Origin of the sequence: Nonomuraea sp. NPDC049684, assembly GCF_044465345.1 — a bacterium.
Taxonomy (GTDB): Bacteria; Actinomycetota; Actinomycetes; order Streptosporangiales; family Streptosporangiaceae; genus Nonomuraea.
Genome location: NZ_JBITLO010000008.1, coordinates 151951 through 165836, shown reverse-complemented (window position 1 = coordinate 165836; position 13886 = coordinate 151951). Strand labels below are relative to the sequence as shown.

Here is a 13886-nt window from a genome sequence, read left to right as displayed (position 1 = left end):
ACACGCCGAACCACTGGTGCCACTTCGCGCCGAAAGCGAGCCCCGCCCTTCCGGGCAAGGCCTGTCCGCCACTTCAGACGCGCAACCCTGGTCGGCCGCCCATCGGACGACTGGGGCCTCCCTGCGTCCGAGGCGGGCCCACCCTCGCCGGCACAGCCCGGCCTTTGCCGGTGCCTTGACGCCGGGGGAATCGGTATATCGCGGGTGTTTCGAAATGCGCATACGCCGCCGCAACAGTCCCCCGTCTTCAGTAGGAGGCACCGGCCACCTGGTGGGTGATCGGCTGCCGACGGCGGTCGCGTCCAGCCTTGCGGCGGTCGGTTCCGTCGTCAGGAAAGGACTTTGATCTTGGACTCGGATTCTCTGGGTGGCATCGGCCGGCGGCGGCTGCTCGGGTGGAGCGGGTTGGCCGCTGCCGGCGCGGTGGCGGCCGGCGCGCCGCTGGTGGGCGGCAGGTCCGGCGAGCGACCCGGCGACCGGCCCGGCGACCGGCCCGAAGATCGGCCCGAAGATCGGCCCGAAGATCGGCTCGGTGACCGACAGCATCGTCCGGCCGCGACCGGCACCGGTGTCCCGCCGGACGCCCGTCCCGGCGGAGCCTACGACCGGTACGTGGCGAAGCTGGCCGCGGAGGGCAGATTCTCCGGCGTGGTGCTGTTGTCGCACCGGGGCCGGACGGTGCTGTCCCGCAGCTACGGCATGGCGGACAGGGAGAAGGGGATCCGCAACCACGAGGGCATCGCGTTCAGCCTCAGTTCGGCGGGCAAGCCGTTCGGCGCGGTGGCCATCCTGCAACTGGTGCAGCAGGGCAAGGTCAAGCTGTCCGACACGGTCGGCACCCACCTGAAGGGCTACGCCAGGGACGTCGCCGACCAGGTGACCATCCACCACCTGCTCTCGGGCGCCTCCGGGCTGAACACCCCCGAGGAGGACCCGCAGCGCATCTTCCGGAGCCGGGAGGAGGTGCACGCGTTCTACGAGCAGTGGGCCCGCAAGGCCAAGCTGGTGGCCGCCCCCGGCACTCCCACCGAACACGCCGGGGCCGACGTCGTCATCCCGGCGCTGATCGTGGAGGCGGTGACCGGCAGGACGTACTGGGACTACGTCGAGGAGAACATCTTCAGGCGCTGCGGCATGACCGGCTCGGCGTTCCGCACCAGGCCGCAGTGGCTCACCGACGCGCACCTCGCGCACCCTTACATGCGGCTGGCGGACGGCAGCGTGGTGGACGCCGTCCGCAATCTGGGCAAGAGCAGCTCGAACCGGTCCACGCCGGGCAAGAACCCGGGCCGCGGCTTCATCGACGTCCCAGGGGACGGCGGCTTCGCCACCGCGCCGGATCTCATCCGGTTCGCGCACGCCCTGAGCGACGGCACGGTGCTGGAACGGCCCTACGCCGAGGTGCTCACCGCGGCCAAACTCCCCCACGGACCGCAGTCGTTCGGGGCTTACCACATGCCGGTCCGCATCGTCGGCGGTCAGTGGGTGCACGGGCGCGCCGGCGCCAACCCCGGTGTCGGCGCGAGCTGGAACATCTACCCGTACACCGGCTGGGTCGGTGTCATCCTCAGCAACACCGACGGCGGGACGCTGCAGGAGCTGACCGGACGTGAGACACAGGCGGTCACCGGAGGCACGCCCGGCGGCGGGGACGGGGGCGGCTGAGGTGGCCCGGCGGCCGACACGAACGGAACGGAACGCCGAGGAGACACGGCCTCGCCTGCCCTGAGCCCGCGCGTTCCGGCTCGGCACGGCGGACACCGCCACAGAGGCGGACGTCGCCACACCTTTGAGGCCCTTCAAGCGAGCGAGGAGGAGTGGGTCGTGTATCCGAACGCCGACGCCGTGGAGGATGGGCGTTCCAGTTCTCGGGCACTGGCTCACGGCCAGACGTCCATGTACGCCATGTCGCTCATGGGCAGTCCTGTGCTCGTAACCCGCTTGCGCAGTTCGCTGCTCAGGTGTGTCTCTTCGAGCCGCTCAACCGTCACGAGGGCGGACGGCCACCTGGCCGATTCCAACCGGATCTCGGAGGGCTCTCTTCGCGTCGCGTGCCAGCCATGCTGCTTCAGCCGATGTTCGATCTCGGCGACCACGTCCTCCTTCGCGTTCTCATCGAGGTAGATCACGAGGTCGCTCAATTCGATGTAGTTGTTCTCCCACTGGTGCCCCACGACGGTGTCTTCGCCGACCACCCGGCCGACGGCCCGTAACTCCGACAGCATGGCCGGGTCTATGCGCGATATGCGGGGGGCGAAGACGAAGTGCAGCGCGGCCCACACCAAGCCCATCACGACGAGCACGACAGCTACCAGAACCACGGGCGCGGTCACGGCGCTCTTCGGGCGGTTGCGTACGTACGACCGTGTCATGCCACCCGCACCTCCGTGATCACGCTGCCGGTCAGCACGCCCGGCGATCAAGGGCGAGCGCTGCCGAGGGCACCATCGCTCCTGCGCGCCGGAACGGATCTCTCAGATCCTCTCAGAAACGGCACGGGCCTGGTTGATCGCCGACGTCGCGGCGGGCGCAACCTTGATCATTGCCATCCGGCGTCGATGATCAGTAAGTTCGTGCCAGCGAAGTGCCGGTGCGTCAAGGAAGGTGCGGATGAGTTTCCGGCTGGCGGCGTACGCGGTGTGCATCGAGGACGAGCGGGTGTTGCTCGCTCGTCACGTACCACCCACAGGCGAGCCTGCCTGGACTCTTCCCGGCGGCAGGGTCGAGCACGCGGAGGATCCGTTCGACGCGGTGATCCGGGAGATCGCCGAGGAGACCGGTTGCGACGCGGTGGTCGAACGCCTGCTGGGCGTGGACTCACGGGTGATCCCCGCCACCGTCGCCCGTGCCGGTGCCGAGCACCAGAACGTCGGCATCTTCTACCAGGCCCGCATCACCGGCGGCGAGCTCCGGCCGGAGCCGGACGGCGAGATCGCGGAGTCGAGGTGGACTCCGATCGCCGACGTCGCCGGGCTGCGCCGATCATCGCTCGTCGACATCGGCCTTGCCCTGGCACGGACCCTTCCGGCGACCGGCCACGTCGCTCCCGTCCCGGTCGGTGGCCTGATCCAGCATTGAGGCCACCGCCGACATCCACCCAGCCCGCCCGACCGCCGTCCACAAGGCGATGACGGTGGCCGGGCTGGAGGGGTGAGTTGCGCCAGGTCGTGATCAACGGGGCGGGTGGGAGCGCGTCCCCCGGCCGCCGCAGGGGCATTTGGGGATCAGGGGGCCGGGTCTCCGCCGGTCGTGGCGGCGTCGAGCGATCGCAGGGCCGCCCGGCTGCGGGCGATCAGCTCGGGGTCGCCTTCGGCCGTGCGCAGGGCCAGGGCCTCCTGGAGCACCTCGCGGGCCTCCTCCGTGCGCCCCAGGTCGGCAAGGGTCTTGCCGAGATGCTGGAGCGGGAAGCACACCATCTCGGGTGCTTCGTTCCTCGCGAGGGTGAGCATCGCGCGGCAGAGGGTTTCCGAGGCTGCCGCGTCGCCTGCGTACCGATGGGCGTCGGCCAGGTTGAGCGACGCGGCGATCCGCCTGCCGGTCGTGTCCGCCAGGTCGAGCGCACGGCTGAGGCAGTGGATCGCGTCGCCGTACTCGCCCAGAACCAGCAGCCCGACCCCGAGCGCGCGCAGCGTGCTGTGATCGGCGGGGTCGCGGGCGCGGGCGGAGTCGACGAGCGTGGCGAGCAGGCCACGGTCGCGGGGGACCATGCGCTGGCGTTCGTCGTAGGCGATGAGCTGGTTGACTGCTTCGAAGAGCACGGCCTGACCCGGGCTACAGGTATTCGTGGGGGCCGGTGGGCACGGGTTCGGCGGAGGGCGGGTCGTCGTCGGACAGGCCGGTGAGGATGACGGCGAGTTCGGCGCGGGTGTGGATGCCGAGCTTGCGGTAGATGCGGGCCAGATGGGTGTCCACGGTGCGCTTGCTGATCGACAGCGTCGTGGCCACCTCCAGGTTGCTCATCCCGCGCAGCACCAGGTCGGTGACCCGGCGTTCGCCGACGGTCAGCACGTGGTCGTCCTGGCCGGGGGTGAGCGTGGCGACGCGGGCCGGGGCGGTGGCGGCGCGGTGCTTGTCGGCCAGGGCGGCCAGGCGGCCCGCGCCGCAGTCGGCGGCCAGCCGCAGCGCCAGGGCCAGCGTCTCGTGGGCCTTGCCGTCGTCGCCGGCCTGGCGCTGGGCGATGCCGAGGCGCAGCAGGGCCCTGGCGTGTTCGAGCCGGGCGCCCCGGTTGCCCAGCAGGGCGACGGCCTCGTGCAGCATGTCGAGCCGGACCCGTCCCTCGTGGGCGAGGCTGCCCGCGCTGAGCGCGCGGGCGACGACGGTGGGCGCGCCCCAGGCGCGGGCCAGCTCCAGCTCCCGTTCGGCCACCATGCGGGCCGCCGAGCGCTCCCCGGACAGGACGTAGGCCAGGATCGAGTTCGTGCCCCAGGGCACGCAGGCGGGGTTGGTGATGCCGGCGGCGGTCAGGCGGCGGCCGCACTCCAGCAGGGTCAGCAGGCCGTCGCGCGGGCGGCCCTGCGCAAGCCGGAGGCGGCCCAGGGCGTCGAGGGCCTGCCCGGAGATCATCGGGTGCCAGTCGCCGTACGGGGCGACGGACTTCAGCGCCGACTCCGCGGCCTCCAGGTCGCCGAACTCCACCAGCACCCGGGCGGCGCAGGCGGCGGCGGCCACGTGGAAGCCCTCGGCCTGGCACTCGCGCGCGCTGGCGACGGCGGCCTCGGCGTCGGCCAGCCCGGCCTCCAGGCTGCCGAGCTGGTAGCGCACCTCGGCCCTGGTCAGCAGCGCCAGCGCCAGGCCGGTGCCGGAGCCGGCCTCCTGGGTCTCGCTGACCAGGCGTTCGGCCCAGTAGGAGGCCTCGTCGAGGCGGTCGCCCCACACCAGCGGCAGCACGGCGGCCGCCGGCACCGGGCCCTGGCCGTCGAGGCAGCGCCGGGTCTGGGCGAGCGTGCGCGGCAGGCTGCGGCCCCGCGCGCCGGTGGCCAGGGCCAGCACGCTGAGGAACTCCCTGGCGGCCGGGCTGACCAGCGTGCCGAGGGAGCGGCCGAGCCGGCGCAGGCCGAGCCGTCCGGCCGAGCGGCCCCACAGCAGCGCCTGGGCGGCGAACACGAGCAGCAGGTCCGCGCCGCCGAACTGCGGGACGGCGGCGGCGCTCTCGGCCGCGCCGGCGAAGACCTCGGCGGCCTCGGCGGAGTTCGCGGTGACCAGGATGTCGGCGAACGGCGCCAGCGACATCAGGGCGTGCGGGGCCAGCCTGACCCGGCCGTAGGCGGTGCGCAGGTGGCGCAGGCAGGCGGGCAGGTCGCGGTGCTTCTCCACGGCGCCCAGCTCGGCGGTGACCTCCAGCACGGTGTCCTGGTCGTCGGTCTCGGCCAGCGCGCGGTGCAGGTAGCCGGTGGCGTCCTGCCACGAGTGCCTGGCGGCGGCCTCGCCGGCGGCCTCGCGCAGCACGGTGACGGTGAGCGGGTCGCCGGTCGGGCCGGCCGACATCAGGTGGCGGGCCGAGCGTCTCAGCGGCGCGCCCAGCCGGTACAGCAGCGACGCGGTACGCCGGTGCAGCCGGTCGCGCTCGCCCGGGTCCATCCCGGCCAGCACGGCCTGCTGGATGCGCGGATGGGCGAAGCGGTCGGGCGGCGTGCCGGTGACCAGCCCGGCGCGGCGCAGCGTCTCCCCCGCCGCCCTGGCGGTGTCCTGGCCGTGTCCGGCGATCATGGAGGCGACCTCCATGCCGTCCTCGGGCGCGACGATGGCCAGGCTGCGCAGCAGGTCGACGCCGGCTGCGTCCACGCCTGAGCCGCTGCCGGACAACCAGCCGAGCGCGGTCTCGGTCAGCGCCAGCGCGCCGATCTCCAGCACGCGGGGCAGCTCGGCGGTCACCGGGCGCACGCCGGACCGGCCGAGCCGCCCGGCCAGCTCCCGCAACAGCAGCGGGTTGCCCTGGGTGAGCCGGTGGCAGGCGGCGGCGACCTCCTCGCCGATCTCGTCCCCGCTCTCGTCCCCGCTCTCGTCCCCGCTCTCGTCCCCGGTCTCCTTCCCGGTCTCCTTCCCGCCGGCGAGCACCGACTCCATGAGCCGGGCGGCGCAGCGGGCGCACAGGGGCGCGGGCCGCAGCAGCCGCGTGTACGGCAGCGCCGCCAGGTCCCTGACCAGGTCGTCGGGGCCGCCGGAGTCGGCGGTGGTGTCGGCGGTGGTGAGGACCATCGCGATGGGCAGGCCGTCGAGCCGCCGGGCGATGTAGGAGCACCACTGGGAGGACTGCGGATCGGTGTGGTGCACGTCGTCGACGGCGATGATCAGCGGCCGGTCGCCGGTGAAGGACCGGGTGGCCCGGTAGAGGCCGTGCAGCAGGTCGGGGGTGACGGGATGGCCCCGGTCGAGCCCGCCGCCGAGGTCGGGGCCGACGACGGCGCTCCCGCCGGACGGCGGCGCGCGCCCGGCGGTCATGAGCGGTTCGAAGAGCTGGCGGACCACGCCGAACGGGTGGTCGCGCTCGGTGGGGTGGCCCCGGGCCATCAGCAGCAGCGCCCCCACCTCGCCCCTGGCCGCCAGCGCGGCGTTGAGCAAGGTCGTCTTGCCCATGCCCCGGGACCCCTGGATCAGCAGGACGGAGGGGCCGCCGGCACGGACCCTCGACAGCGCCTCCCGCATCGCGGCGGTCTCGACGTCACGGTGTAGCAGCGGCTGTCCCGAAGACATCGCCACTCCCCACAGTTCGGCCCCCCTGAAACTGTCCACCAGGATCATGCCGCCTCAGCCGGGCGGGCTGTCAATACCTAGGCGCACGAATCCGACTAATCCGGACTATTGGCACCAGGTTCAACAGCCGGCCCACGCCGGGGCGCATGCGCATTCCCGACGGACCAATACGTATTTTCCCCCGTCGTACCGGTGAAATGCGTACGCCGGAATTACGTCTTTACACCGGATCCGGCCCGGTGCGACTCTGCGATCAACCGATATGGACCCGATACGGGGAGGGTCATGGACCGCCCACGTCTCAAGGCGCACTTCACACCCCAGGTGATCGACGGGTCGAAGGTTTTTCTCCTGGCCGAGGGGCAGCACTACCTCGTCCAGTCGGCGGGGGCCGGGAAACTCCTTCCCTACCTGGACGGACGGCGTACCGTCGCGGAGATCGCGAGCGCGCTGAGCGACGAAGTGCCGCTCCCGCAGACGCTCATCGCCATTCGCAAATTCGCCGCATTCGGCCATCTCGCCAATGGCCGGCCCGATTGGCCGGACAGCACGCTCGCATTCTGGGACGCGCAGGGAATTGACCCGGTCCACGCCCACGACGCGCTCTCCCGCGCCGAATTCACCGTCGTAACGTGCGCGGGCGCCGACGCCGAGCCGCTGCTCCCGGTGCTGCGCGAGCACGGATTACGTATGCGTACGACAAGCGTGGAGCAGGCGGCCGCCGAGCCCGGCGGGACGATGTCGGTCGTGGTGGCCGGCGACTACCTCGACCCGGCGCTCGACCGGCTCAACGCCGCCTGCCTGGCCGCCGGGCACCCGTGGGTTCTGGTGAAACCGGGCGGGATCACGCTCTGGGTCGGCCCGGTGCTCCAGCCGGGACGCACCGGCTGCTGGGCCTGCCTGGCGCAGCGGCTGGCCGGGAACCGGCAGGTCGAGCGGTACCTGGCGGGCAAGCGCGGCGGCGGGGCGCCCTTCCACCCGGCGCGGGAGTCGGCGCCCGCCGGTCCGGCCGTGGCGGGCGGGCTGCTGGCCGTGGAGCTGGCGCGGATCGCCGCGGGGGCGGCCTCCTCGCGGCTGGAGGGCCGGATGACCACCGTCGACCTGCGCACGCTCGGCGTCATGGAGCACACCCTGGTCCGGCTGCCGCAGTGCCCGGCCTGCGGGGATCCCACGCTGATCAGCGAGCGCAGCCCCAAGGTCGCGCTGTCGGCGCGCAGCGCCCGGCACGTCACCGACGGCGGCTACCGCATCGAGCCGCCCGCGCGCACGTACGCCCGGCTGGAGAAGCACATCAGCCCGCTGATCGGCGCGGTCACCCGGCTGCACACCTTCGCCGAGCAGGACAACGGCGTCACCTACAGCTTCACCGCGGGCCACAACTTCGCCATGATCGGCGACAACATGGACCTGCTGCGGCGCAACCTGCGCGGGCAGAGCGGCGGCAAGGGCCGGACCGAGGTGCAGGCCAGGGTGAGCGCGCTGTGCGAGGCCATCGAGCGCTACTCGGGGGTCTGGCGCGGCGAGGAGCCGGTCACCGAGGCCGCCTACGCCGACCTCGACCCGGCGGTGGCCGTCCATCCGGAGTCGCTGCTGCACTTCTCCGACGCCCAGTACGCCGGCCGCGAGGAGTGGAACAAGGACCCCGCGCACCGGCTGCACCTGGTGCCCGAGCGGTTCCGTACGGACCTGCCGATCGACTGGTCGCCCGCATGGTCGCTGACCGAGGAGCGGGAGCGGCTGGTGCCCTCCGGCTACGCCTGGTACGGCCACCCCGACCTGGAGCGCCACTTCTACTGCGTGGGCGACTCCAACGGCAACGCCTCGGGCAACTCGATCGAGGAGGCCGTCCTGCAGGGCTTCTGCGAGCTGGTCGAGCGGGACGCGGTGGCCCTGTGGTGGTACAACCGGGCCCGTCGGCCGGCCTTCGACCTGGACTCGCTGCGCGACCCGTACGTCGACACCGTGCGCGAGTTCTACCGCGGCATGGACCGCGACCTGTGGCTGCTCGACATCACCACCGACCTCGGCATCCCGGCGTTCGTCGGGGTCTCGCACCGGCTGGGGCACCCGGTGGAGGACGTCATCGTCGGGTTCGGTGCGCACCTCGACCCGCGGATCGCCGCCATCAGGACGCTGACCGAGGTCAACCAGTTCCTGCCCTCGGTGGAGCGGCGCGACGAGCGGGGCGAGACGCTCTACCTGGACGACGACGTCGCCACGCTGGCCTGGTGGAAGCAGACCAAGCTGGCCGAGGAGCCGTGGCTGGTGCCCGACCCCGCCGCGCGTCCCCGCACCCTGGCCGACTACGCCCGCTCGGACGGCGGCGACCTGGCCGGTGACGTGCAGACCTGCGTGGCCAGGGCCGCCGCGGCCGGGATCGAGGTCATCGCGCTCGACCAGAGCCGCCCCGACCTGGAGCTGAGCGTGGTCCGGGTGATCGCGCCCGGCATGCGGCACTTCTGGCGGCGGCTCGGCCCCGGCCGCCTGTACGACGTGCCGGTCTCGCTCGGCTGGGTCCCCGAACCCCGCGCCGAGGACGAGCTCAACCCGACCAGCGTCTTCTTCTGACCGGTTCGCGGGGCCCCTGGTGACGGAGAGGAGCGGGCCATGGACGAGACCAAGCTGCGGCTGCGGCGGGACGCGGAGCTGACCGAGGCGGACGGCGAGGTGCGCATCTCCGCGCCGGCCGGCTCGCTCGGCCTGCGCGGGCTCGACGCCGGGACCGCGGCCGCCCTGCGGATCCTGGCCGGCGGCGACGCGGGCGAGACCGCCCTGGCGGCGACGGTGGGCGAGGCCGGGCTGCTGCGCTGGAACCTGCTGGTACGCCGCCTGTCCAGAGCCGGTCTGCTGGAGTACGCCGCGGCGGGGGCCCGGCTGCGCCCGGTCGGCGCCGGGGCCGTGGAGCCCGCGCCCGCGCCGGCGGCCGACACGCCGATCAGGCTGTCCCGCTTCGCCGTCGTCACCGCCGGGGACGGCGTGCTGACCGTGCGCTCCCCGCGCAGCCCGGCGGTGGTCGAGCTGTCGCCCGCCGCCTGCGGGCTGCTCGGCGCGCTGGCGTCCTGGACGACCCCGGCGCAGGCTCCGGGACAGGGGCAGGCGCTGCGGTTCCTGGCGGCGGCGGGCGTGCTCGCCACCGGCCCCGAGGACGACGACCTGTCCCAGGCCCAGTGGCACCCGCGCGACCTGTGGCTGCACGCCCACAGCCGCGGCCCCCGCTACACCGGCCGGTACGGCGGCACGTACGCCTTCACCTCCCGCTTCGACCCGGTGCCCGCCGCCCCCCCGCCGTTCACCGGCGAGCGGATCGAGCTGCCCCGCCCCGACCTGGAGCTGCTGGCCAAGACCGACCCCAGCCTGACCGACACGCTGGAACGCCGCCGCTCCCTGCGCGAGCACGACCCGGACGCGCCCATCACGCTGGCCCAGCTCGGCGAGCTGCTCTACCGGACGATGCGGCGGCGGGGCGTGTTCACCTCGCCGGACGGCCAGGAGCTGGCCGACCGGCCCTACCCCTCCGGCGGCTCGGTCCACGAGCTGGAGGTCTATCCGCTGATCGTGTCCTGCCAGGGGGCCGAGCCGGGCCTGTGGCACTACGACACCGCCGGGCACGCCCTGGAGCTGGTCTCGCCGCCCACGCCCGCCGTGCGGGCGCTGGTCGAGCGGGCCAGGTCGGCGGCCCAGCTCACCGGCGACCCGCAGGTGGTGCTGACCGTCACCGCCCGCTTCGGCCGGGTGATGTGGAAGTACGAGACGATCGGCTACTCGCTGGTCCTCAAGCACGTGGGCGTGCTCTACCAGACGCTCTACCTGGCCGGCACGGCCATGGACCTGGCCGTGTGCGCGCTGGGCGGCGGGGACGCCGCCGACTTCGCGCTGGCCAGCGGCCTGGACTACCTGACCGAGGGCAGCGTCGGCGAGCTGATCGTCGGCAGCCGGCGGTGATGGGCACATGACGGCACGACGGCGGCCCGGCGGCCGCTTCCAGGGGACGGCGTGATGAAGTTCCGGTTCAAGGCGTTGCAGCGCATGCGGGAGCCCGACGAGCTGGACTCGCCGACGCTGCTGGCCTCCCCGCGCGGGTGGATCGCCACGTTCGTGGTGCTGATCATCGTGGTGGCCGCGGGGGTGTGGTTCTTCGCCGGGCGGCTGCCGGTCACGGTGCCCGCCGTGGGGCTGCTGACCCATCCCGGCGGCACCGCGCGGCTGCAGAGCCCGTACGGCGGGACGGTGCGCTCGATGCTCGTCCAGCCGGCCGAGGCGGTGCGGGAGGGCCAGGCGGTGGCCGTCATCGCCGCCGACGGCGGGACGGAGCAGGTGGTGCGCAGCCCGTTCAGCGGGCAGGTGGTCGCCGGTTCCGCCGTGCCGGGGCACGTGGTCAGGGAGGGCGAGGAGCTGCTGCTCATCGAGCGTACGGACGCGCCGGGCGACCGGCTGGTGGCGATGCTGTTCGTGCCGGTCGACCGGGCGATGGGCGTGGTGCCGGGCAAGCCGGTCGATCTGGCGGTCTCCTCGGCGCCGCCCGGCGCGTACGGGCTGCTGCGCGGCCGGGTCGCGTCGGTCAGCGCCTATCCGGTGATGACCGAGCAGGCCGCCGACCTGGTGGGCGGCGAGGACCCGGCACGCGGTTACCTGCGCAGCACGCCGTCCAGGCTGGTGATCGTGGACCTGGTGCGCGATGCCGGCACGCCGTCCGGTTACGCCTGGTCGACCAGGAAGGGGCCGCCGGTGGGCCTGCAGTCGCAGGTCTCCGTCAGCGGCGCGATCGGGCTGGGCAGCCAGACGCTGTTCGACCTGCTGCTCGGGCGCTGAGGTGGGCCGCGTGCAGGCCCCCGCCGCCCGGCCGAAGGAGGGATGCGTGACCACGACCAGCGCCCCCGGGAGGGACGTGTGACCACCACCGGCGTCCCCGAGCAGGGGCATGCGGACCAGGCCGCCGGGCGGCCCGGGGAGCCCGCCGCGCCCGCTCCCCCGGCGGCCCCCGTACGGCGGCGGCGAAGGTGGCGGTGGCGGCGGCGCACGCCGACGGTGATCCAGATGGAGGCCGTGGAGTGCGGGGCCGCCTCGCTGGCGATGATCCTCGGCTACCACGGCAAGTTCGTGCCGCTGGAGGAGCTCCGCTCGGCCTGCGGCGTCTCCCGCGACGGCGCCAAGGCCTCCAGCGTGGTGGCCGCCGCCCGCCGCTACGGGCTGATCGCCAGGGGCTTCCAGATGGAGGCCGACGACCTGCGCACGCTGACCGAGCCGGCCATCGTGTTCTGGGCGTTCCAGCACTTCATGGTCCTGGAGGGGGTGCGCAGCCGGTTCGGCAGGAAGGCCGTCGCGGTCAACGACCCGGCGGGCGGCCCCCGGATGATCGACTGGGACGACTTCGACTCCGGCTTCACCGGCGTGGTCCTGACGTTCGAGCCGGGGCCGGACTTCCGGCCCGGCGGCCGGCCCACCCGGGTCGGCCAGGCCCTGCTGGCGCGGCGGATGCCGTCGGGCCGCGCGCTCCCGCTGGTGCTGCTGGCCAGCCTGCTGCTGGTCGTGCCGGGCATCATCGGGCCGGCGTTCAGCCGGGTGTTCATCGACCGGATCCTGACCGGGCGCGACCCGGGCTACCTGGTGCCGCTGCTGTTCGCGATGGGGGTCACCGCGGTCGTGGTGTTCGTGCTGACCTCGGTGCAGCGGCACTACCTGCTGCGGCTGGAGATCCGGCTCGGCCTGGTCAGCTCGGCCCGGTTCTTCCGCCATCTGCTGCGGCTGCCGGTGGAGTTCTTCCTCCAGCGCCGTCCGGCCGAGGTGGCCAAGCGGGTGCAGGCCAACGACGGCGTGGCCGAGATCCTGTCCCGGGACCTGGCCGTCACGCTGGTGAACCTCGTCCTGGTGCTGTTCTACGCGGCCGTGCTCATCCGCTACGACGTGCTGCTCGGGCTGGTCGGGGTGTCGATGGCGCTGCTGAACATCGCGGTGCTGCGCCAGGTGTCGCGGGCGCGGACGGACGCGGTGGCGGCGCTGCGGGCCGACCTGGGGAACCTGACCTCCACCACGTTCAACACGCTGCAGCTCGTGGAGACCGTCAAGGCGACGGGCGCCGAGCCGACGGCGTTCCAGCGCTGGGCCGGGTTCCTGGCCAAGGCGGTCACCGCCAAGCAGCGGCTGGGCGTGGCCACGGCGACGCTGACCGTCGTGCCGCCGCTGCTGGCCGGGATCAACAGCGGGCTGATCCTGCTGATCGGCGGGCTGCGGGTGGTGGACGGGGTGATCAGCGTCGGCATGCTGGTGGCCTTCCAGACGCTGCTCAACGCCCTGTCCAGGCCGGTCACCCAGCTCACCAACCTGGGCGGCCAGTTGCAGGACATCTCGGCCGACATCTGCCGCCTGTACGACGTCGAGAAGTACCCGATGGCCAGGACGTTCGAGCGGGCCGCCGCCGTCGGGGAGCAGGCCGACCCCGGCGGCCGCCTGGACGGACGGCTGGAGTTCGCCGACGTGACCTTCGGCTACAACGCGCTCGCCGCCCCCGTGATCAGGAACCTGTCGTTCACCGTGGTGCCGGGCCGCCGGGTGGCGATCGTCGGCAACTCCGGCAGCGGCAAGTCCACCGCCGGCAAGCTGGCCGCCGGCCTGTACGCGCCGACCGGCGGCCAGGTGCTGCTGGACGACCGGCCGCGCGACGACCTGCCGCGGGCCGTCGTGGCCGCCTCCGTCGCCTACGTGGACCAGGACATCACCCTGTTCGAGGGCACCGTGCGCGACAACCTGACGTTGTGGAGCGACGACGTGCCCGACGAGGTCGCGGTCTCGGCGCTGCGCGACGCGGCGCTGTTCGACCTGATCGCGGCCCGGCCCGGCGGCCTCAACAGCCGGGTGCTGGAGGGCGGCAGGAACCTCAGCGGCGGCCAGCGGCAGCGGCTGGAGCTGGCGCGCGCCCTGTCGATCCAGCCCACGCTGCTGATCCTGGACGAGGCGACCAGCGCCCTGGACCCGGAGACCGAGCGGACCATCGCCGACAACCTGCGCAGGCGCGGCTGCGGCTGCCTGATCATCGCGCACCGGCTGTCCACCGTGCGCGACGCGGACGAGATCATCGTGCTCGACCGCGGCGAGGTGGTCGAACGCGGCAGGCACGCCGAGCTGCTGGCGCTCGACGGCCACTACGCCGAGCTGCTCAGAAGCTCCCGCAAGAACGGCGACGCCGGATGACACGGAGGATG

Annotated in this window: 9 protein-coding genes; 6 read left to right on the top strand and 3 right to left on the bottom strand. The window is 73.3% G+C overall.

The features are described from left to right. Positions 1–348: 348 nt before the first annotated feature. Positions 349–1665: a serine hydrolase domain-containing protein gene (locus ACIBST_RS25335; RefSeq protein ID WP_397175085.1), complete on the top strand. Its 1317-nt coding sequence runs from the start codon at positions 349–351 to the stop codon at positions 1663–1665. Between the two features lie 215 nt (positions 1666–1880). On the opposite strand, the gene ACIBST_RS25330 is transcribed toward ACIBST_RS25335, so the two are convergent. Next, the gene (locus ACIBST_RS25330; protein ID WP_397175083.1) at positions 1881–2372 is read right to left on the bottom strand and encodes a hypothetical protein; all 492 of its coding nucleotides are present in this window, start codon (positions 2370–2372) and stop codon (positions 1881–1883) included. 238 nt (positions 2373–2610) lie between these two features. Between ACIBST_RS25330 and ACIBST_RS25325 the strand changes: the two genes are divergently transcribed. Further along, entirely contained in the window at positions 2611–3078 is a 468-nt protein-coding gene (locus ACIBST_RS25325; protein ID WP_397175081.1) for an NUDIX hydrolase, read from the top strand. 146 nt (positions 3079–3224) lie between these two features. On the opposite strand, the gene ACIBST_RS25320 is transcribed toward ACIBST_RS25325, so the two are convergent. Together ACIBST_RS25320 and ACIBST_RS25315 are read right to left on the bottom strand one after the other, a co-directional pair. Beyond that, a complete protein-coding gene (locus tag ACIBST_RS25320; RefSeq protein ID WP_397175080.1) occupies positions 3225–3758 on the bottom strand; it encodes a tetratricopeptide repeat protein in 534 nt (177 codons plus the stop codon). Positions 3759–3771: 13 nt separating this feature from the next. Beyond that, positions 3772–6690 carry an AAA family ATPase gene (locus ACIBST_RS25315; RefSeq protein ID WP_397175078.1) on the bottom strand — a complete coding sequence of 973 codons (2919 nt, stop codon included), beginning with the start codon at positions 6688–6690 and terminating at the stop codon, positions 3772–3774. Between the two features lie 285 nt (positions 6691–6975). Between ACIBST_RS25315 and ACIBST_RS25310 the strand changes: the two genes are divergently transcribed. Genes ACIBST_RS25310 through ACIBST_RS25295 form a run of 4 tightly spaced genes read left to right on the top strand, consistent with a single transcriptional unit; the run spans position 6976 to position 13875 of the window. Continuing rightward, on the top strand, positions 6976–9258 hold the full coding sequence (locus ACIBST_RS25310) for a TOMM precursor leader peptide-binding protein (RefSeq protein WP_397175076.1): 2283 nt from the start codon (positions 6976–6978) through the stop codon (positions 9256–9258). 39 nt (positions 9259–9297) lie between these two features. Beyond that, entirely contained in the window at positions 9298–10632 is a 1335-nt protein-coding gene (locus ACIBST_RS25305) for a SagB family peptide dehydrogenase (protein ID WP_397175074.1), read from the top strand. Between the two features lie 54 nt (positions 10633–10686). Continuing rightward, positions 10687–11499, top strand: coding sequence for an HlyD family efflux transporter periplasmic adaptor subunit (locus ACIBST_RS25300; RefSeq protein ID WP_397175072.1), 813 nt, complete (start codon positions 10687–10689; stop codon positions 11497–11499). 42 nt (positions 11500–11541) lie between these two features. Beyond that, a complete protein-coding gene (locus ACIBST_RS25295) occupies positions 11542–13875 on the top strand; it encodes an NHLP family bacteriocin export ABC transporter peptidase/permease/ATPase subunit (protein WP_397175070.1) in 2334 nt (777 codons plus the stop codon). Positions 13876–13886: the final 11 nt, after the last annotated feature.

What these genes read in the sequence shown, in the direction of transcription:
- ACIBST_RS25330 (WP_397175083.1), bottom strand. Translation starts at nt 2,372, where the DNA reads ATGACACGGTCGTACGTACGCAACCGCCCGAAGAGCGCCGTGACCGCG.
- ACIBST_RS25325 (WP_397175081.1), top strand. Translation starts at nt 2,611, where the DNA reads ATGAGTTTCCGGCTGGCGGCGTACGCGGTGTGCATCGAGGACGAGCGG.
- ACIBST_RS25315 (WP_397175078.1), bottom strand. Translation starts at nt 6,690, where the DNA reads ATGTCTTCGGGACAGCCGCTGCTACACCGTGACGTCGAGACCGCCGCG.
- ACIBST_RS25310 (WP_397175076.1), top strand. Translation starts at nt 6,976, where the DNA reads ATGGACCGCCCACGTCTCAAGGCGCACTTCACACCCCAGGTGATCGAC.
- ACIBST_RS25305 (WP_397175074.1), top strand. Translation starts at nt 9,298, where the DNA reads ATGGACGAGACCAAGCTGCGGCTGCGGCGGGACGCGGAGCTGACCGAG.
- ACIBST_RS25300 (WP_397175072.1), top strand. Translation starts at nt 10,687, where the DNA reads ATGAAGTTCCGGTTCAAGGCGTTGCAGCGCATGCGGGAGCCCGACGAG.
- ACIBST_RS25295 (WP_397175070.1), top strand. Translation starts at nt 11,542, where the DNA reads ATGCGTGACCACGACCAGCGCCCCCGGGAGGGACGTGTGACCACCACC.